We start from the raw sequence: 20,163 nt of genomic DNA, 5'->3' as shown, positions 1-20,163 counted from the left end.
TATTGATGACGATTCAGGCACGCTAGCGTGCGCGCACCTTTTCAAAGCGTGAAATCCACAGTAGTCCAATGCCGGCAGCGATCAGTACTGCCCCGAACACGAAGACAAAGATCAATTTATCGCTGTAGGCGATGATCAGCGGGGTGATACCGCCTGTAATGGCGGCCACGACCCGAGTGAAGGAGATGGCAATGCCCTGGGCGCTGGCCCGGTACTCGGTCGGGAAAAGCTCTTGCGCCCAGACCTTGAACATCGGCTCGCCGCCAATGATGCCGCCCATGGCATAGAGGACTGACATGGCAATCAGCGTGGCCGTGCTGACGCCCAGCAACACCGGGATAATGAAGGCACACAGCGAGGCGCTCATGCCCACAATGAACACGATGCGGCGATAGGCAGTATCCACCAGCCGCATCAGTGTAAAAGTGGCTGCCAGCGAGAGAAATGCCGTCGAAAATCCGACCGTCGAGGCCAGGGAAACGGTAGACCCGGCGGCTTCAACGAACAGATAGGTGTTGAACTGGCCCATGGTATTGGCCGGGATGTTGACCAGCGCATAGAAAAGACTGACCGCGATCAGCGGTGCCAGATAGGCGTTTTGTACCATGGCCTTGAGTGAGCCCAGATTGACGCGGGTGCCGTCGGCCTGTTGGCTGCTCTTGTGCAGCGCCTGCCACTTCGCCGATTCGGGCAGGAAGGAGCGCAGCACCAGAACGATCAGCGTAATCACGGCCAGGTGGGCGTACATGATACGAGCGCCGGTATCCCCCATGTCGCCGACGATGATGCCGATGACATGGGCCGCCATGATGCCCAGCATCCAGAGCACATGCGTAAAGGTAATCATCTTGCCGATTTTCCTTTCCGGAACGGCCTCGGCAATCATCGCCAGCGATACCGGCAGGTCGGCCCCTGCCGCCAGTCCAATCAGCGGCAGGGCAACAAAGAGCCCGATCTTGTTCGGGGTAAAAATGGCGATGATCAGCCCGACCAGAAACAGCATCAGCGTTAACATGAAGACCCGCTTGCGACCGAAGCGATCCCCCAGATTGCCTCCGAATCCCGCGCCAACGGCAATCCCGATGGTCAGAAGGCTCGACAGCAAGCCGATATCCCCGCTGCCAAGCGCAAACCCCTCACGAAAGAGCACCAGTGCAATACCGGTCCCCACGATGGCCGCCGCATCCAGATAGGAGGCCATGCCGGCCAGGATCGTGGTGGCCCAGGAGTAGCCTGTTCGTTCCATCCTTGCGTCGCTCATTTATCGTTCCCGTTGTTATTGTCGTGAAGAGGCGACACGTGGGCCGCTGGGAGACGATATGTGCGCCGGGCGTTATCAACGAACAGCGCCGCCTTTTCTTCGTTTGAGGCATCGGCGACCACATCGGCGTAGGCCTGCCAGAGCGCGTCATAGCGAGCGTAAAGGCCGTCGACCGGGAAGTTGGAAGCAAACATGGCGCGCTCGGTGCCGAAGGCGTCGATCGCTTCCAGAATCAGCGGTCTCAGGCTTCCCACCGTCCAGCGGTGGTCAAGCATGCCAAAGCCCGAGAGCTTGATAACCACGTTGGGCCGCGCTGCCAGCGCGCGCAGACCATCGCGCCAGGCGCGCCAGCCGGCCACGCCCTGGCGGTCGACGTACATACCGGCGTGATTGATAACGAACAGCGTTTCAGGATGCTCGGCGGCAAGCTGGGCCGCTCGCGGCATCTGTGACGGGTAGAGCTGCAGATCAAAGGAGAGCCTGTGTCGGGCAAGTAGCGCGAAGTTCTTCCCCCAGTCGGGCTCATTCATGTAGTGGCGGCCGGCGTAGTCAAACAGCGGGTCAGCGTGAACATTGAGAATCTGGCGCACGCCGCGTATCCGATCGCTCAGCTCGAGTTGACGTTCCAGAATGTCAGCGGCATCGGAACGTGACAGGTCTGTACCCACCACCAGCGCCGTGGGTAACGACGGCGTACCGCTGTCATCAAGCCCGGCCAGCCAGCGGGTCTCCTCGACCGGATCGACGGCATCGGCTTCAACATGCACCGCCCCGAGCAGTTCGATGGCCTCACTCTCACCACGCAGATCGGCAGGGCCGTAGTCCCGCGCCATGGGGGAATAATCCCCCAGCAGATTGGGCACCGGCTCTGACAGCCAGGGCTGATTGCCGGAGGCGATCTGCCAGAAGTGCACGTGGGGGTCGATTACCTGCATGGTGCCTCTCCTGTTGTCAGCGAATCTGTCGTTGGCAAACCGGTTGTCAGCGAAAACATCTCGCCGAGTGCGATCTCGACCGGGGCCTTGTTGTCATGGGTCACCATGAGATCGGCCATGGTCGCCCACCAGCGCTGCATGATAGGCAGCTGCGGCAGCGCATCGACGCGGTGCTCATCCACAAGCCACATGATGGCGAACAGATGATGTGATGCCGGGTCCAGAAAGATGCGGTACTCCTGAATGCCGGCATCCTTCAGGGCATCGGTCAGCTCCGGCCAGATCTCGTCATGGCGTTTTTTGTACTCGGCCTCACAGCCGGGGTTGAGCGTCATGCGAAAGGCGCGAACGATCATGTCGGCCCTCCTGATCGTTGGGGTGGACGAAGTGCGGGTCTGTTGGTCTGGGGCATTACGGCCATATCAGCGCTCCTACCAGCGTCAGCGACAGGATGGTCAGCGATACCATCAGCTCGGCCAGGGTGTAGGTCTTGAAGCCGCCGCGTACGCTGAAGCCCGAGAGCTGGGTAGTGATCCAGAAGCCGCTGTCGTTGACGTGGCCGATGCTGATGCCGCCCGACAGGGCCGCCAGGGCGATCCAGAGCGGGTCGACCACACCGGTAGAGGCAGCGCCAGCCATGATGGTCATGGCCGTAATGCCCGCCACGGTGCCGGAGCCCTGCGCAACCCGAAACACCAGCGCCAGCGCATAGGTCAGAAGAATCATTGCCAGCGGTGAGCCGGTTTCCTGAAACAGGCTGTCTACCAGCGACCGACCGATACCGGTCTCCTGAATGACGCTGCCCAGCGAGCCGCCGGCGCCGGTGACCAGCAGCACCAGACCAGCGGTCTGCAGGCCTTTTGATGCCGAGCGGTCGCATTCATCGCGGTTCATGAGGCGCCCGGCAACGGCATAGGCGGCCAGCGCACCGGCCAGCAGCGCCACGATTCGATCGCTGACAAAGGCCACGAAGGGCGGGAGTTCTTCACCGCCGACCATGCCGGTCTGCTGGGCATAGTCGTAGAGCGTGCCGGAAAGAATCAGGGCGATCGGCAGGGCAATGGGGAGCAGCGCCTGCCACAGCGGCAGGTCCGGCAGCGAGATCTCTTCGTCGGCGACGGTGTCTCGGTTGTCGATGTGCAGCTCATCCTTCGCGGCGTTCCAGAGCCCCATATCGAGTGCCAGAAAGTAGAGTTTCATGACCACCAGTGCCGTGATCAGCCCTACGCCAAGCCCGGCCAGCGTCATCAGGCCGATATCGAAGTTCAGAATCGAGGCGGCTGCCAGCGGATTGGGCGTCGGTGGGACAATGGTGTGCGAGGTGGCAGCACCAATCACCAGTGCGCCGATGGCATAAGGCAGTGGTTTGCCAAGCGTTTTAGCCAGTGCAATGCCCAGCGGAATCAGAATTACGAAGGTGACATCGAAAAACACCGGGATGGAGAGCAGAAAGCCGGTCAGCCCCAGCGCATAGAGTCCAGCGCCGCGCGGCGCGCTTTTGACCATGGTATGGGCAATCTGATGGGCCATGCGGGAATCGCTCATCAATTGCCCGATAATGACCCCAAAACCGATGGGCAGCCCGATGGCCGCCATGATGTTGCCAAAACCACCGCCGATGGCCTCGACGGTGGTGGTCATGCCCAGCCCCATGGTGAGTCCCAGATAGAGACACCCTACGATCAGACTGATCGCCGGGTTGAGCTTTAGATAGAGAATCAGCAGCAGGATCAGACCGATCGTGACTGTCAGATGCAGTATTTCCATGACACCCCCCGTGAAGCTGCCGACCTGTTGTGGTTATCGCTGTCGATCGCCTCGCCACGGCGCCCTCACGGGGGCCGTGGCGATCATGCTCAGTGGGTATAGGGTCGGGCCAGATCGCTGTCGGGATTGAGGCGTACGCCAAAGCCCGGCGCATCGAGACTCGAGGCCCGCATGCGGCCGTTTTCCGGCACCGGCTCATCCAGCAGCAGCGGATTGAACATCGGCACCACCTCGTCGGCCTGCGGCGCCATCATCAAAAACTCGGAGAAGGGACTGTTGGTGCGGGTTACCACGAAGTGGTAGCTGTAGACCGAGGAACCATGCGGCACGACCAGAGTGTTGTGGGCATCGGCCAGCGCAGAGATCTTCAAAAGCTCGGTGACGCCGCCGCACCAGCCCACATCAGGCTGGATAATGTCGCAGCAGCCCATTTCCAGCAGCATGCGAAAGCCCCAGCGGGTGGCCTCATGCTCGCCTGTAGTCACCAGCATGCCAGGCGGCACACGCTTTTTAAGATCGGCGTAGCCCCAGTAGTCATCCGGCGGCAGCGCCTCCTCGATCCACTTGAGGCCGTACTCCCGACCGCGCTGGGCCAGCCGGGTGGCGTAGTCGAGATCCAGACTCATCCAGCAGTCGAACATCAGCCAGAAGTCCGGTCCAACGCTTTCGCGCATCTCGGCCAGCTGAGCGATGTTTTTTTCAAGTCCTGTATCACCTTCGGCCGGGCCATGTTTCAGAGGCATCTTGCCACCGATAAAGCCCATCTTTTTTGCCAGATCCGGGCGCGCACCGGTGGCGTAAAACTGCAGTTCATCGCGCACCGGTCCGCCGAGCAGAGCGTGCACCGGCTCGTCGCGGATCTTGCCAAGCAGGTCCCAGAGCGCAAGATCAACACCGGAAATCGTGTTGAGTACGACGCCCTTGCGGCCGTAGAACAGCGTGGCGTGAAACATCTGATCCCAGATCTTCTCGATATCGGTCACACGCTGACCCTCGACAAATCGGGCCAGATGTTTTTCGACAATGAAGGCACCGATCTCGCCGGCAGTGGTGACGGCAAAGCCCACCGTGCCATCACTGGCTTCTACCTCGACCACCAGCGTGCCCAGCACGTTGAGACCGAAACTGCGACGCGTCATGCGGTAATCGGGGTACTTGCTCATGGGCGTCGAGATCTGGCTATCGATCCAGTGCCCCTCGCCCTGATCGTGATAATCGGCGCCCCCGCCACGGACGGTGTAAGCGCGTATCTGTTTGATGGTGGGCATCGACATGGCATTTACCTTTTGCAGTCCGGGTCAGAGAACAAAAAGAAATACCGGGAAATAAAAGTGCTGACTAATGCAGGCTACGGCGCATCCGATACCTTGAGGTTATCACCATGCGTAAAGCGCCTTGCGTCGCTAACCCTTCGTTTTGGCTGATAAAAAAAGAACGTCCTGTTTGGACCAATGTCTTATGGCCGGTAGCTGCCATGCGCCTGCGTTATCAATACGCTGTAGTCGAAGATAACCCAGGAGATGTTCACGTGACGGATGCCCACAGACAGGCAGCGCTGCTTAATCGGTTACGCTACAAGCACCTGCGCCTGATCGCCTTGCTGGATGAACAGCGCAATCTGCATCGGGTGGCGGAAATCCTGAACATGTCACAGCCGGCAGCGACGCGCATGCTGCGCGAGATCGAGGGCATGTTTGGCTGCGATCTGTTCGAGCGCACCTCGCGGGGCGTTCAACCCACAAGCACCGGCGAGGTGCTGATCGAGTTTGCTCATGGCGCGCTCAATCGGCTGGATCGCTGTGCGACCTCGCTACAGCGTCATCAACTGGGCGACCAGGGGCAGCTGGCGGTCGGAGCGATCATGGGCGCCGCGCCGGATCTGGTGGCGGAAGCCATCACGGAGATCAAACGCCAGCGTCCGCTGTTGCAGGTACGGCTACTGGGAGAAACCAGCGATCAGCTGATCGAGCTTTTGATCAATAACCGCATCGACATGGCCATCGCCCGCCATGTAACGGCGCTTCAACACAACCTGTTCGACTTCGAGCCTCTGGGCAATGAGCGCATGCTGGCCGTGGTACGCCAGGGGCACCCGCTGATCGACGCGCGCGAACTGTCTCTGGCAGAGACTCTGGAGCAGTGGCCCTGGATACTCCAGCCAATCGAGAGCCCGGCCCGGCAGGCGCTGGAGAAGGAGTTCGAGCTTGCCGGGTTGATGTCGCCGCGCGATATCATTGAATGCGGCTCGATCTTCGCTGCTCTACAGCTGGTCAGACGCAGTAACAGTATTCTGGTGCTGGCCGAGTCGGTGCTGCGGGATTATCTGCAGATGGAGACGGTGACCGCCCTGCCACTATCACTGGGCAAGACACTGCCTCCCTACGGCATCATGACACGCCGTGAAGAGCCACTGAGCGAGCCGATGCAGCAGCTCTGCGCCATCCTGCGATCAACGGCCGCTCGTCATGATCAATCGACGCCAGCACTGGATTATCCAGAGTCGCTACTCATCAACTCTCCTGACAGACAAGATGCGTTACAAGCACTGTGAACCACGCTCATCGAAGGCGGCCGCAGGCATCACATCACCAGCTCGCCGCGCACGGTCAGCGTACATGGCGCGGCCTGCGGGTCGCGCATCTGCACCAGTAGCTGCGCAAGCGCCTGAGCACCGGCGCGATAACCGTCGTGCACCACGCACGGCACGGTGATATCGAAAATCTCCAGATAGGGCAGCCGGTCGATGCCGATCACGTGCAGCTGTTCCCGATCGATGCCGGCCTCACGCAGCGCCTTGAGGGCGCCCAGAGTGATCAGCTGGTTGAGCCCGAAGATCGCGCGCGGTACGCCGTGCTGCTCGAGATGGTCACGCACCTGTTCCACGGCCGGGGCCAGTGTGTAGTCCCCCCATAGCACATCAATCATGACGTCAGGCGCCTGGGCGCTCAGCGTTGTCTGCACACCCTGCAACCGCTCGCGCGAAATGCGTGAATATTCGGGGCCGGCGACGACCAGCAAACGGTCATGAGGAGTGCGCTGCTCAAGCGTGAAGGCATGAGTCAGCAGATAGTGCGCGACGCGCTCCCCGGACCAGAGATTATCCAGCACCACGGCACTGAAGCCGCTGTCATGGAGAGTGCGATCCAGCTGCACCACAGCGATGTCGCTGGCCTTGAGGCGCGTCAGATAATCGGGCTGGTAGTCAGGCTCATCAGAGACCGGCGAGAGAATGAGACCGGCCGCCTGATAGCTTAACAGGGTGTCGATGGCCGTGGACTCAAGGCGGGGATCGCCGTCGGTATCAAAGAGCATGATGGCGTAGTCATGCTGCTTGGCGTGGCGCGAGATGGCCTTGATCATCTCGGCGTAGAAGGGGTTATCAAGGCTTGCCGTGACCACGCCGATCAGGCGGCTGTCACTGCGCTTGAGGCCGCGGGCAAAGGCATTGGGCACATAGCCGAGTTCACGTGCGGCCTGCTCGATGCGCTCACGCGTGGCGGGTTTGACCAGCTCGGGCTTGTTGAGCGCGCGCGAGACCGTGATGTTGGTCATCCCGACATGACGGGCAATATCGGCAATGGTGACGTTCCGGCTGGCAGGCATGTGGACTCGTTCTACTCATGAAAGAAAGCGCGCCGACGTGACAGCCACTGGCGAATGTCGCACGCTGATCAAGGGAAGCGTCTATAGACAGAGCGCCGCCCGCCCCCTTTATACGTTCACCTGACCAGACCGCCGGAGCCCATCATGGCACAGCTGACCTGCCGCTTTGCCTCACAGATTCTGGATGTGACGCTGTCGCTCAGCGCCATTGTTCCGGAGCACGCCAAAGCGCCATCGCCGGTACTCTATCTGCTGCATGGGCTGTCAGACGATGATAGCGCCTGGCAGCGCTTTAGTGCCATCGAGCGCTACGCGCAAGCCTACGGGATTGTCGTGATCATGCCGCAGGTGGGGCGCAGTTATTACACCGACATGGCGTTTGGTCCCGACTGGTATCGTTTTTTGAGCGAGGAGTTGCCCCTCATCAGCGAGCGGCTTTTTCCCATCTCGACGCGTCGGGAGGATACATTTGTGGCGGGGCTTTCCATGGGTGGCTACGGCGCTTTCAAATGGGCGCTGCGCGAGCCGGAGCGCTTTGCCGCGGCGGCCAGCCTGTCAGGCTCGCTGGATATCGTGGCAGTGGGCCAACGCGAGACGCCGCCGCCGGAGTATCCGTTGATCTTTGATGGTTCACCGCAAGGCACCGACGATGACCTGTTTGCGCTTTTAAAGCGCTATGACACGCCGCAGGCGTGTCAGCCGGCACTGTTTCAGTGGTGTGGTCGGGAGGACTTTCTTTATGACGCCAATCTGCGCTTTAAAGAGGCCGCACAGAAGAGCGCACTACAGCTGGACTGGCATGACGGCCCGGGAGATCACCAGTGGCGCTACTGGGACCGCCAGATTCAGCGCGTGCTCAAGTGGCTGCCCATTGCCCCTGCATCCAGTACCTGACAGCCCCTTTAGCGTGATCCAAAAGCAGAACACCCGGCGCGCGGCCGGGTGTCAGGAAGGCTTGTCAATATAACAGGGGCACCAGCGGCCTATAGGCGCTGACTTTCATCATTGATGGCCGGTGCGCTTTCCATGAAGTGGCCACTGTTGGCCGCCACACCCATGGCAGAGAATATGGCAATGACAGCCAGTGCTGTGATGACAAGATAAGCAATCAGAATTCCCATGACGTTACTCCCTGGTCGCGTTAATCACGATATTAGATGATGGCCGGGCCACTGTTATTATTCATGGACCGCTCAACAATCCTGTTATTTTTATATTCAAAGGCAACAAGGACAATTACTGAAATCAGCAAACTGATATTTATTAAAAGCAATAAAATCATCCGATATTCAGTCCGCGTCATACAATCGACACATTCATCATGCCTGACATCCGTAAGCAGCGAGATTACCCAAAGGTCTATTTAAAGTAACATAATGTAATTTTCTGGCGTACCTGGCAATCAGCCATGAAAGGCCTCAACAGGGGAATCCGAATGTTCGTCGACCGATCAGACAGTTCCTAAAGCGCTTTGGCAAACAAAATGTTTCCCAAGGATAACAAAACTCACACTTTTGATTTTGGATCTTCTAATACTAAAACGCCTTTTAGCGCTCCCCAAAGACCGTAACTCTCAACCTTTTTATCAATGCACAATATTGCATAGATAATCCCACCAAATAGAACGATGTTACTGCTTACATCAGTATTGCCCGGCACTGCCTGCCAAAAAATGACAGTCGTTTTGCAGGTGTCTGATGCATTAAAAAAACCCCTTATCAATGAATAAAAATATATTCATTCAGGAACAGGGCATGGAAATGACAACACGACCGGTACGCAGCAATCACCGGCACTCCCTATGGTATGAACGCCTTCTTCTAAGCTTTCGGATTCATTATTTTCTTGGCCTGATACTGACCGTTTCCCTGCCGGCATTGTGGGAGTGGGGCTGGTCTGTCTGGACCCTGCAGAACCACGACGCCGGTACCACCCTGCTGGCCAGCGCCATCGCCTGGATGGTGGCGTTTCGAACCGTACGCCAGCTTTCCCGCCATCCGGGCGCGGCGCCTGATACCTACGTCATCCCCGTGGTCATCGCGGTCTATCTGATGATACTGGCCCTGCTGACGCTACTATCCATTCCCTTTTCGCCCTGGCAGCTGGTGGCTTCCGGCGTGCTGGCGCTGATCTTTGGCTACGCGGGCTACCGCGTGACCCGGCGCTATCGCCGGCGCAAGATGGCCATCGTGCCGCTGGGCAACGTCATGTCGTGGTTTGATCACCAGGACATCGATCAGCGCTGGCTGGAAGGCCCGGATCTTGGAAACCTGCGCGTGGATGGCGTGATTGCCGATCTCTCCTGTGATCTGAGCGATGAGTGGCAGCGTTTTCTGGCCGATTGCACGATCAAGCGCATTCCGGTCCATGACGCACGCCGCTTTGGCGAGGCCAGCACCGGCCGGATCGGGCTGGATCAGATTCACGCCAATCGCTACGGCTCGCTGATGCCCAGAACCAGCTATGAGCTTTTCAAGCGTCTGGCCGATCTTGTTGCCGCACTGCTGATGCTGCCGGTGGCGCTGCCGATCATGGGCGTGGCCGCGATCATGATCAGGCGCGACGACCCGGGTCCGATTCTGTTCCGCCAGCGCCGCTCGGGCTTTCAGGGGGAAGAGTTCGACGTCTACAAGATGCGCAGCATGTATGTGAACCCTGACGATGTGCGACCCACCCAGGAAGGCGAGGACCCGCGCATCACAAGGGTCGGTAAGTACCTGCGCAAGTACCGCATCGATGAGCTGCCGCAGCTGTTCAACGTGCTCAAGGGCGAGATGAGTCTGATCGGCCCGCGCCCCGAAACGCCGGCGCTGACCGAGGCCTATGAGCGCGACATCCCGTTTTTTCGTTACCGTCATGTGGTCAGGCCCGGCATTTCGGGCTGGGCGCAGGTCGAGCAGGGCTACGCCTCGGAAGTCGAGGGCTCACGCATCAAGCTCGAGCATGACTTCTACTACATCCGCAACTTCTCGTTCTGGATGGACCTGCTGGTGGTGATTCGCACCATTCGCACCATCTTCACCGGCTCCGGCGCGCGCTGATCGATACGCCTGCCGATGCCATTAAAAAGGCCCGCCAATGGTGGGCCTTTTGCGTTGAATGCGCAGGACTCAGGGATTGGACGGCACCGCGGTACGGCGGCGACGCCAGCCGCGATACATCGGCAGCACCACCATCAGTACCACCAGTGCCCAGCCGCCCCAGGTGATCGGGCTCGACCACAGAATCGAGAGCTCGCCGTTGGAGATCGACAGCGCCCGACGCAGGTTCTGCTCCATGATGCCGCCCAGAATAAAGCCCAGCAGCACGGCAGACAGCGGGAAGTCGAACTTGCGCAGGATATAGCCCACCACGCCGATCACGATCATCAGGAAAAGATCGAAGGTAGTCGCGTGCACGCCGTAGACCCCGATGGCGGTGACGATCGCAATGCCCGGCACCAGCGCCCAGTAGGGCACGGCCAGAATCTTGGTGAATACGCGAATCAGCGGAATGTTCATCACCACCAGCATGACGTTGGCGATAAAGAGCGAGGCGATCAGACCCCACACCAGCTGCGGGTCGGTCTGAAACAGCAGCGGCCCGGGCGTGATGTTGTAAAGCGTCAGCGCGCCCAGCATGACTGCTGTAGTGCCCGAACCCGGCACGCCCAGGGTCAGCATCGGCACCATCGAACCACACGCCGCGGCGCTGTTGGCGGTTTCCGGCGCGGCCAGACCGCGCAGATCGCCATCGCCAAAGCGGTTGTCACGGGTGGCCATGCGCTTTTCGCTCATGTAGGCCACGGCGCTGGCCATGGTCGCCCCGGCCCCCGGCAGGATGCCCATGAAAAAGCCCACTACGCCGCTGCGCAGCACCGTCCACTTGACCAGCATGGCTTCCTTCATGTTGAACATCATGCGCCCGCTGGTCTTGAGCGCGCTCTGCCCGTAATAGGTGCGCTCGAGCAGCACCAGAATCTCGCTGATGCTGAAAAGCCCGAGCACCAGCACCACGAACTGGATGCCATCGGCCAGCCCCAGACTGCCGAAGGTAAAGCGATAGACGCCGCTGTTGGCATCGATCCCCACACAGGCCAGCAACAGCCCGATCAGCGAGGCCACGGCCGTTTTCATCGGTTTGTTGCCGGCCATGCCGGCCAGACAGGTAATGGCAAACACCATCATCACGAAGTATTCGGCCGGGCCGAACGCCACTGCCCACTTTGCCAGCAGCGGCGCGAAGATGGTGACCCCGATGGTGGCAATCAGACCGCCCATGAAGGAGCCGGCCGCCGAAATCGACAGCGCAATGCCGCCCTTGCCCTGACGCGCGAGCGGATGGCCATCCAGCGCGGTCATGACGGCAGAGGCTTCACCGGGAATGTTGAGAAGAATCGACGAGATACGCCCGCCGTACTCGCAGCCCAGATAGACCGCTGCCAGCAGAATCAGCGAGGTCTCCGGCGGCAGCCCGAGCGCAAAGGCGATCGGAATCAGAAGCGCCACGCCGTTGATCGGTCCCAGTCCCGGCAACAGGCCGACGACGGTGCCGATCAGCGTGCCACACAGGGCCGTCAACAGGTTCAGCGGCGTGGTGGCCACGCCAAAGCCCTGGCCCAGATATCCCAGTGTTTCCATGGTTCAGCCCCCCAGTCCTGACAGCACGCCCAGCGGCAGCGGCACATCCAGCAGTCGATCAAACAGACCATAAAAGGCCAGCGCCATGACGGCGGCGGTGATCACACTGGTGATCCAGCGCCCGTTGTAGAGCCGACACATGATGATGGCGAAGAAAAAGGCCGAGACCACAAACCCCAGCCGCTCGAAGAAAAACGCAAACAGCGACAGTGCCACCACGCACAGCACCAGCCGGCCCAGCACGTGGCCTGTCAGCGGCGTGTCGGCGTTTTCTTCTGCCATGTGGCCGGGGCGAACGATCAGATAGACCGTGCCGGCCGCCAGCAGAATCAGCAGCAGCAGCGGGAAGGCGCGCGGCCCGACCGGCTCGTAGGAAAAGGGCGCTTCATAGGTGGTAGCGGCGTAGGCCAGCACCGCATAGACGACCAGCAGGGCCGTCAGAAAAAGACGTTGGTAGATCATGACAGGCTCCGGACAGACGGCCGGCAGCGCAGGTCACCCGAAAGGATGCCTGCGCCGCAGTCGATGTTACTGGACCAGACCGAACTGACCGGCCAGCTCGCGGTATTCACCCACGCGCTTTTTGACGTAGGCATCAAGCTCGTCGCCGGTCATCGAGAAGGGATAGAGCTCGCGGTTTTCACGCAGTTTGGCGAAGTCATCGGAGGCCAGCAGCTTGTCAAAGGCATCCTTCCACCAGTTGTAGGCGTCGTCGCTCACCTTCGGCCCGACATAGAAGCCGCGAATGACCGGCCACTGCACGTCATAGCCCTGCTCGATGGCAGTGGGAATGTCACCGGTGACCTCGCCCGGCAGCCGCTCTTCGGAGAACACGGCCAGAATGCGCATGTCACCGCTTTGCACGTGCGGTACGGAGTCGGCGATATCGGTACTGGCGACCTGAATGTGTCCGCCCAGCAGCGAGGTGGCCAGCTCACCGCCGCCTTCCATCGCCACGTAGCGCATTCTCTTCGGATCGATACCGGCTGCCTTGGCCAGCAGTGCGGTCTGCATCCAGTCCTGACCGCCCACCGAACCACCGGCGCCGATCACGACCTTGCTGGGGTCTTTGCGCAGCGCCTGCACCAGATCATCGAGATTCTTGTAGGGCGAGTCGGCGCGCACTGCAACCGCACCGTAGCTGGTGCCCACCGCCGCCAGCCAGCGCACGGCGCTTTCGTCAAAGCGGCCGAACTTGCCCTGGGCCAGGTTCAGAAGCGAACCGCTGGACCAGGCCACGATCGCATTGGCATCCGAGGGGCGCTGGGCCACCACCGTGTTGTAGGCCACCGCGCCGACGCCGCCGGGCATGTAGGTCACGCGCATCGGCGTGGAGAGAATGCCCTCTTCGACCAGCGCGCTCTGGGCCAGCTTGCAGGTCAGGTCAAAACCGCCGCCGGGCGCCGCCGGTGCGATACACTCGGGCCGTTTCGGCTCGCCTGCGGCATGCGCCTGAAGGGCAGCCCCCAGACTCAGGGCACCCATCAGCGCCAGCGCCGCCATGCGGCCCTTGCCGGAAAGTCGTCGTGTCATGGTCATGTCGGATGTTCCTCACGTCTGCCCGGCAGCGTGCCTGGCGCTGTTGTTATGGAATCGTTATGAAGCCGTTATGGCCTGCGACGGCCCCGATGCCGACGCCCCGGACCGGTCGGTGGATTGGTCACCGGCCGGTGGCCGTGCATACTGCGCTCATGAAACGCCTGTGCGCTGTCGCGTGGCGTCATGGGGTCGGGCGTCGCCTGCTGGCACGATAATCCGGCAGCCTTTCAACAACCTTTCACCGGAGCGGCAATGCGTACGCTATTGGTCGAAGACCACCCGTCACTGGCCGAAAGCATCCAGCGCTCGCTGGAAGCCGCCGGCTGGCGCGTGGATGTCATGCATGACGGCGTCTCGGCGCGCACCGCCCTTGAAACCGAAAGCTATGCGCTGCTGCTGCTGGATATCGGCCTGCCGGAGATGGATGGCTTCACGCTTCTGAGCTGGCTTCGAAAGCGCGACACACGCCTGCCGGTGATGCTCTTGACCGCCCGCGGCAGCATCAACGACCGCGTTCGCGGCCTCAACCTGGGCGCGGATGACTACCTGATCAAGCCCTTCTCGCTGTCCGAGCTGCAGGCGCGCATCAATGCCCTGATCCGCCGCACCCGCCATGACGGCCAGCAGATTCATCGCTGCGGCGCACTGGCCTTTGATATCAGCGCGCGCAGTTTCACCCTGCACGAACAGCCGCTTCCCCTGCCACCGCGGGAGCTGGCGCTGCTGGAGGCACTGATGGCGCGCGTCGGGCGCACGGTCAGCAAGGAACACCTGGCCGCGCAGATGTTTTCCATGGAGGAAGACAGCTCGTTCGACGCCATCGAAGTCTACGTGTCACGCCTGCGCCGCAAGCTCGACGGCAGTGATGTGCGTATCGTGACCTTTCGTGGCCTGGGCTATCAGCTCGAGACATCGCCGTCGGACGCGCCGGCGTGAAGGCCAGCCTGTCGCGGCGCAGCCTGCGCGGTCGCCTGACCCGCCGCATCGGTGGTGCCCTGCTGCTGCTGATTACCGTCGGCGTGGCCGGCGCCTGGCTGGATGCCTGGCGGGTGGCCAGCAGCGCCTACGACCGACCGCTGCTGATCGCCGCCCGGGTGCTGGGCGAGTCCCTCACCGTCCGGGACGGCCAACTGCAGGTACGGGTATCGCGTGCCGTGCTCGATCCGTTCTCGCTCGACAGTGGCGGCAGCGCCTTTTATCAGGTCATTACCCCCGAGCAGGGGTCGATCGCGGGTTTCGAGGACCTGCCCGCCCCACCCGCCGCCGCGGCCATGACCAGCCGCTACCCGTCGCTGGCGCGCTTTTATGACGCCACCTACGGCGGGCGTGACGTGCGCGTGGTGTCGCTTCTGGTGCCGGTCAGCCAGCCGGGCTATCAGGGCATGGTCGAGATCCGGGTCGCCGAGCATCGCGATATTCACGCCCAGCTGATGCGCGATCTGCTGGGAGATTCGCTGATGCGCCTGACGCTGTTTGCCATCGGCGCCTTCCTGCTCTTCGTGCTGGCCATCGATGCCGCCCTGCGCCCGCTCAAGCGTATTACCGACATGGTCGCCAGCCGTTCGCCGGACAATCTTGACCCCCTGCCGACCGACAACGTGCAGCGCGAGGTGCGCGGGCTGATCGACGCCGTCAATCATTTGACCGCGCGCCTGGATGACACCCTGCGCGCCCAGCGCGCCTTCGTGGCCGACGCCGCCCACGAGCTGCGCACCCCGCTGTTTGCCCTGCGTGCGCGCCTGGAGCTGGGCATGCAGACCCACGACAACGACACGCTGAGAATCACGCTGGAAAGCGCCCAGCGGGATCTGGAAGCGCTGACCCTGCTGGCCAATCGGCTGCTCTCTCTTGCCCGGGTGGAAAACGATATCCGCCGGCGTGACTTCGGGGTGCTGGATTTAAGCGACACCGCGCGGGAGTTCTGCATGAGCATGGTATCGCTGGCCTGGCAGCGCGGGCTGACGCTGGCGCTTGAGGCCGAGCAGCCAGTGTGGGTGCAGGCCGACAGCGCACTGATCAACGAGCTGCTGGCGATCGTGATCGGCAACGCCCAGGCCTATACCCCTGCCGGCGGTCATATCACGGTGCGCGTTCTCGAAGGCGCTCGCCTTGAGGTCGAAGACGATGGTCCGGGCATCCCGGAGAGCGAGCGCGAGCGGGTTTTCGAGCGCTTTTATCGGGCCCACCGGGATGCCCCGCTGACCGAAGACGCCGGACGTGCCATCAGCGGCACCGGGCTGGGGCTGGCGATTGCCCGCCAGATCTGTACCGCGCTCGGGGCACATATCTCGCTGCATGAGGCCGCAGGCGGCGGCACGCTGGCCCGCGTGGTCTTCATGGCCGGTGCTGTCCCGCCCCCTCCTGGACGTTAGCCGTAGTCCTAAAGCGCAATAGGCGTCGCCCCTGATACAGCGCTAGCCTGCCAGCAGTCTTTGGATCGATCCAAAACACTGATCTGGCAGGTAAACGACATGCCCCAGTCCGGAAAACACGTCACGCTCAGGGAACTGGCCGCCCATGCCGGCGTCTCGCGCTCGACCGTGTCACTGGTACTTCAGGAAAGCCCGCTGGTGGCCAGACGCACCCGCGAGCGCGTGATGGCCGCCGCCAGGACGCTGGGCTATGTCTACAACCGCGGCGCGGCCACACTGCGCAGCGCCCACACCGCCACCCTCGGCGTGGTCGTCCACGACATCGCCAATCCCTTTTTCGGCGCCATGGTGGCCGGCATCGATGAGACCCTGCAAAACGCCGACTACGTGCCCTTTCTGGTCAGCAGCGGCAACAGTGTGGCGCGTCAGCAGCGCCTGATCACCCGCCTGCGCGAGCAGCGCGTTGATGCGCTGCTGCTGTGTCCGGCCGAAGCCACCCCCGCCGCCCTGATCGACACCATTGCCGACTGGGGACTGCCCTGCATCGAGGTCATGCGCCATGTCGGCGACACGCCCCGCGGCCACTACGTCGGCGCCGACATTCGCGCTGGTCTGGCCCGCGCCGTGGCGCATCTGATCGACCAGGGACATCAACGCATCGCGCTTGTGACCGGCACGGGCCACAGCTCCGCCGATCGCGAGCGCATGGCGGGGTATCGGGAGGCCATGCAGGCCGCCAGTCTCGCGCCCGACATTCGTACCGGCAGCAATGACCTGACCCGTCGCGCCGGACTTGTGCGCACGCTCGAGATCATGAAGGCACCCACACCGCCCACGGCGCTGATCTGTCACAACGACCTGATGGCGCTGGGCGCCCTGCTGGCGCTGAATCGTCTGGGCCTCATGCCCGGTATCGACTGCGCAGTGGTGGGTATCGATGACAGCGATGAAGCCGCGCTCGGCGAGCCGGCGCTGAGCAGCATCGCCACGCACCCTCACGCCATCGGCCAGGCCGCCGCCGGACTGGCACTCGCCTGCCTCAGGGGCCCCGGCGGTGACGCGCAGCGCATCGTGCTGGACACGTCGCTGCAGGTCCGCGCCAGTACCGATCCCACGTCCGGCCATTTATGGGAGTTGTCATGATGTCCTGTCTGCCTTTTTTGCGCCGCAGCGGTACGCTGCTGCTGGCCGTTGCCTGTCTGGGGCTTGCGGTACTGGCCCCGTCACAGGCCAGTGCCCGCGAGCTGATCTTCGGCCATGGCGCCACCGAGGAGACGGCCTACCATGCCAGCGCCGAGCGCTTTGGCGAACTCCTGAAGGAAAGGAGCAACGGCGAACTGACCGTCAGCCTCTACAGCAATTCGGTGCTGGGGCATGAAACCGAGATGTTCGAGCAGCAGACCGCCGGGGCGCTGGATTTTTCAATCGTCAATCCGGGGCTGATCTCGGAGTTTTCCCACACTGCCAGCATCTTCTCGATTCCGTTTCTCTACCGCGACATCGACCACTGGCAGCACGTGCTCGACGGCGAGGCCGGTCGCGAAATCGCCCGGCGCATCGAGGACGAGACCGGGGTGAAGGTGCTGGCCTACTACGGCGGCAGCACCCGCCAGATCGTCAGCACCCGGCCGCTGGAAAGCCTTGATGACCTGAAAGGCATGAAGCTTCGCACCAACCCGACCCGACCGGTGATCACCGCCTGGGCAGCGCTGGGCACTCGCCCCACGGTCATGGCCTATCGCGAGATCTACACGGGGCTGCAGCTGGGCGCCATTGACGGGCTGCTCAACGAGGCCGAGTGGATTCACCGCATGCGCTTTCACGAGGTGGCACCGCATATCGGACTTTCCGAGCACGACATTACCGTGCGGCTTTTGACCGTGTCGTCACAGACCTGGGCGTCGCTGTCCCCCCAGCAGCAGCGCGAGGTGCAGGCCGCCGCCGATGAGAGCGAGCAGTACGCCCGCGATCTGCAGATTCGCCTGGATCAGGCGTCCCGCGACGCGCTCCGGGAGGAAGGCGCCACCTTCTACCCGATGGATCGCGAGCGCATGCAGGAGATGGTCGCCGAGCCGCTGGGTCAGATCATCGATGACATGGACCTGCGTGATCTCTTTGAAATGATCATCAACACCGACTGACGCTGATCATCAACACCGATTGAGGAGACGTGCCATGGGATTTATCGCGGCCCTGAGCCGGTTCAACCGCGCCCTTGAGCGGGCGCTCAACGTCGTGCTGTTGCTGCTGCTGGCGGGCTTTATCCTGCTGATCATCTATCAGATCGCCAGCCGTAACCTGACGTTCCTGCCGGCGGCCTACGCTACCGAGGAGCTCAGCCGCTTCGCCTTCCAGTGGATGATCATGCTGGGCACCGCCATCGGGGTGCTGCACGCCGATCACTTCGTGCTCGAGGCCTTTGCACGCCAGAGCGTCATGGGCCGCTTCACCCGGACGCTGCGCGATCTGGCCTGTCTGATGGTGGGCGTGGTGTTCATCGTCTTCGGCCAGGCGTTTGCGTGGTCCGGCTTCAACCGCATCGCCAGCGCCTCACAGCTGCCGATGGTGGTGACCTACTCGGCGTTTCTGGTCTGCGGCGTGTTGATCGTGCTGTTCAGCCTGCAGCGCCTGCTGCTCAGCGCCACCCGGGGACTGGACGCCATGGAGCGCGAGCTCGATACGCCTTCGGACATCGATGAGACGGCACCGCCCACCACCGACATTGATACCCCACAGACCGACCAACGGGAGACACGCCCATGATGACGGCCGATTGGCTTTTTCTGCTGCCGTGGCTTCTGTTTGTACTGCTGGGCGTGCTGATCATTCTGGGCGTGCCCATTGCCATGGCGCTGGTGCTGACCTCGTTTGGCATCATCGCGCTCGACCCGCGTCTCACGCCCTGGATTTTGTTCCAGCGCATGTACTACGGCATGGACTCGTTTGTGCTGCTGGCGGTGCCGCTGTTTCTGCTGGCCGGCAATCTGATGAACGCCGCGCGCATTACCGACCGCCTGATCACGCTGTGTCTCAATCTGGTCGGGCATGTAAAGGGGGCACTGGCGCACGTCAATGTGCTGGTCAGCATGCTGTTTGCCGGTGTGTCGGGCTCCTCGACCGCCGACAGCGCCGGGATCGGGACAGTGCTGATTCCGGCAATGAAAAAGGAAGGCTATCCGGCGCATTTCAGCGTGGCGGTGACGGCCGCCTCGTCGGTGATGGGCATCATCATTCCGCCGTCGATCAACATGATCGTCTGGGGCGCGCTGACCAGCACCTCGATCGCCGGGCTCTTTCTGGGCGGCATCATCCCCGGCATCCTGATTGCCATCACGCAGCTTTTGATGAACCTGGGCTACGTGCGCCGCTATGACGTGCCCACTCGCAAGCGCGCCACGTTCAGGGAAATTCTGTATTCCGGCAAGGATGGCCTGCTGGCCGCCGGCATTCCGATCCTGATCATCGGCGGCATCACGCTGGGCATCGTCACGCCGACCGAGGCAGCCGTGATGGCGGTGTTGTATGCGCTGGTACTGGGGTTTGTGGTCTATCGCGAGCTGAGCTTCAAGAGTGTGCTGGACGCCTCGACCGATACCGTCCGGCTCTGTTCGCTGTCGCTGTTCAGCCTGGTGGGCGCGGCGATCTTTGGTTATCTGATCAGCTTCTACCGCATTCCGCCGCAGTTGATGGTGGGCGTTGAGATCACCGACCCGACCGTGCTCCTGATCGTGATTGCCCTGGTCATGCTGCTGGTCGGCACCTTCATGGACTCGCTGCCGGCGATGGCGATTCTGGCACCCATCTTCCAGCCGCTGGCCGCTCAGGCGGGGATCGATCCGCTGCAGTTTGGCGTGATCAGCGTCATGGCACTCGGCCTTGGGCTGATCACGCCGCCCTACGGGCTGTGTCTGATGATCTCGGCACGCATTGGCGGCATACCGCTGTTGCAGGCACTGGGCACCACCATGCTCTATCTGCTGGTGATGCTGGGCGTGATCGTGGCGCTGATCTTCTTCCCCGACCTGATCCTGTATCTGCCCCAGACCTTCGGGCCCGAGAGCGGCTGA

At 61.9% G+C, this 20,163-nt stretch carries 19 protein-coding genes; 9 read left to right on the top strand and 10 right to left on the bottom strand.

Annotation, left to right across the window (positions count from 1 at the left end):
- Positions 1–22 precede the first annotated feature (22 nt).
- The 5 genes from IE123_RS08730 to rhmD form a co-directional block, all read right to left on the bottom strand.
- Entirely contained in the window at positions 23–1,261 is a 1,239-nt protein-coding gene (locus IE123_RS08730) for an MFS transporter (RefSeq protein ID WP_189517154.1), read from the bottom strand.
- A complete protein-coding gene (locus IE123_RS08725) occupies positions 1,258–2,196 on the bottom strand; it encodes an amidohydrolase family protein (RefSeq protein ID WP_189517152.1) in 939 nt (312 codons plus the stop codon). The genes IE123_RS08730 and IE123_RS08725 overlap by 4 nt, the downstream gene beginning before the upstream one ends.
- Entirely contained in the window at positions 2,187–2,552 is a 366-nt protein-coding gene (gene rhaM / locus IE123_RS08720) for an L-rhamnose mutarotase (protein WP_189517150.1), read from the bottom strand. The genes IE123_RS08725 and rhaM overlap by 10 nt, the downstream gene beginning before the upstream one ends.
- Positions 2,553–2,607: 55 nt before the next feature.
- Entirely contained in the window at positions 2,608–3,963 is a 1,356-nt protein-coding gene (locus tag IE123_RS08715) for a GntP family permease (RefSeq protein ID WP_189517148.1), read from the bottom strand.
- An 89-nt stretch (positions 3,964–4,052) separates the two neighbouring features.
- Positions 4,053–5,237 (bottom strand): L-rhamnonate dehydratase, encoded by a 1,185-nt coding sequence (gene rhmD, locus IE123_RS08710; protein WP_189517146.1) that lies wholly within the window; start codon positions 5,235–5,237, stop codon positions 4,053–4,055.
- Between the two features lie 254 nt (positions 5,238–5,491).
- Here rhmD and IE123_RS08705 point away from each other — a divergent pair, with 254 nt between their 5' ends.
- On the top strand, positions 5,492–6,514 hold the full coding sequence (locus tag IE123_RS08705; RefSeq protein ID WP_229819673.1) for a LysR family transcriptional regulator: 1,023 nt from the start codon (positions 5,492–5,494) through the stop codon (positions 6,512–6,514).
- A 29-nt stretch (positions 6,515–6,543) separates the two neighbouring features.
- Here IE123_RS08705 and IE123_RS08700 read toward each other — a convergent pair whose 3' ends face one another.
- Positions 6,544–7,566, bottom strand: a complete 1,023-nt coding sequence (locus IE123_RS08700) for a LacI family DNA-binding transcriptional regulator (protein WP_189517142.1) — start codon at positions 7,564–7,566, stop codon at positions 6,544–6,546.
- A gap of 144 nt (positions 7,567–7,710) precedes the next feature.
- Here IE123_RS08700 and IE123_RS08695 point away from each other — a divergent pair, with 144 nt between their 5' ends.
- Positions 7,711–8,460 carry an alpha/beta hydrolase gene (locus tag IE123_RS08695; RefSeq protein WP_189517140.1) on the top strand — a complete coding sequence of 250 codons (750 nt, stop codon included), beginning with the start codon at positions 7,711–7,713 and terminating at the stop codon, positions 8,458–8,460.
- Positions 8,461–8,549: 89 nt separating this feature from the next.
- Here IE123_RS08695 and IE123_RS08690 read toward each other — a convergent pair whose 3' ends face one another.
- A complete protein-coding gene (locus IE123_RS08690; protein ID WP_189517138.1) occupies positions 8,550–8,687 on the bottom strand; it encodes a hypothetical protein in 138 nt (45 codons plus the stop codon).
- 633 nt (positions 8,688–9,320) lie between these two features.
- On the opposite strand from IE123_RS08690, the gene IE123_RS08685 reads away from it, so the two are divergent.
- Positions 9,321–10,607 (top strand): exopolysaccharide biosynthesis polyprenyl glycosylphosphotransferase, encoded by a 1,287-nt coding sequence (locus tag IE123_RS08685; RefSeq protein ID WP_189517136.1) that lies wholly within the window; start codon positions 9,321–9,323, stop codon positions 10,605–10,607.
- A gap of 69 nt (positions 10,608–10,676) precedes the next feature.
- Here IE123_RS08685 and IE123_RS08680 read toward each other — a convergent pair whose 3' ends face one another.
- The 3 genes from IE123_RS08680 to IE123_RS08670 all read right to left on the bottom strand — a co-directional run bounded on the left by IE123_RS08680 (position 10,677) and on the right by IE123_RS08670 (position 13,724).
- A complete protein-coding gene (locus IE123_RS08680; RefSeq protein WP_189517129.1) occupies positions 10,677–12,185 on the bottom strand; it encodes a tripartite tricarboxylate transporter permease in 1,509 nt (502 codons plus the stop codon).
- A 3-nt stretch (positions 12,186–12,188) separates the two neighbouring features.
- Positions 12,189–12,647, bottom strand: a complete 459-nt coding sequence (locus IE123_RS08675; RefSeq protein WP_189517127.1) for a tripartite tricarboxylate transporter TctB family protein — start codon at positions 12,645–12,647, stop codon at positions 12,189–12,191.
- Positions 12,648–12,713: 66 nt separating this feature from the next.
- On the bottom strand, positions 12,714–13,724 hold the full coding sequence (locus IE123_RS08670) for a Bug family tripartite tricarboxylate transporter substrate binding protein (RefSeq protein WP_229819672.1): 1,011 nt from the start codon (positions 13,722–13,724) through the stop codon (positions 12,714–12,716).
- 252 nt (positions 13,725–13,976) lie between these two features.
- Here IE123_RS08670 and IE123_RS08665 point away from each other — a divergent pair, with 252 nt between their 5' ends.
- From IE123_RS08665 to IE123_RS08640, 6 genes are all read left to right on the top strand, one after another.
- Positions 13,977–14,660 (top strand): response regulator, encoded by a 684-nt coding sequence (locus IE123_RS08665; RefSeq protein ID WP_189517125.1) that lies wholly within the window; start codon positions 13,977–13,979, stop codon positions 14,658–14,660.
- Positions 14,657–16,096, top strand: coding sequence for a sensor histidine kinase (locus IE123_RS08660; protein ID WP_229819671.1), 1,440 nt, complete (start codon positions 14,657–14,659; stop codon positions 16,094–16,096). Before IE123_RS08665 ends, IE123_RS08660 begins: the two co-directional genes overlap by 4 nt.
- A 99-nt stretch (positions 16,097–16,195) precedes the next feature.
- The gene (locus tag IE123_RS08655; protein ID WP_189517123.1) at positions 16,196–17,239 is read left to right on the top strand and encodes a LacI family DNA-binding transcriptional regulator; all 1,044 of its coding nucleotides are present in this window, start codon (positions 16,196–16,198) and stop codon (positions 17,237–17,239) included.
- The gene (locus tag IE123_RS08650) at positions 17,236–18,237 is read left to right on the top strand and encodes a TRAP transporter substrate-binding protein (protein WP_189517121.1); all 1,002 of its coding nucleotides are present in this window, start codon (positions 17,236–17,238) and stop codon (positions 18,235–18,237) included. The genes IE123_RS08655 and IE123_RS08650 overlap by 4 nt, the downstream gene beginning before the upstream one ends.
- A gap of 34 nt (positions 18,238–18,271) precedes the next feature.
- Positions 18,272–18,859, top strand: coding sequence for a TRAP transporter small permease (locus IE123_RS08645; protein ID WP_189517119.1), 588 nt, complete (start codon positions 18,272–18,274; stop codon positions 18,857–18,859).
- Positions 18,856–20,163, top strand: coding sequence for a TRAP transporter large permease (locus IE123_RS08640; protein WP_189517117.1), 1,308 nt, complete (start codon positions 18,856–18,858; stop codon positions 20,161–20,163). Before IE123_RS08645 ends, IE123_RS08640 begins: the two co-directional genes overlap by 4 nt.

The organism is Kushneria pakistanensis, assembly GCF_014652795.1.
GTDB lineage: Bacteria > Pseudomonadota > Gammaproteobacteria > Pseudomonadales > Halomonadaceae > Kushneria > Kushneria pakistanensis.
This window is presented reverse-complemented; position numbering and strand designations above follow the sequence as displayed.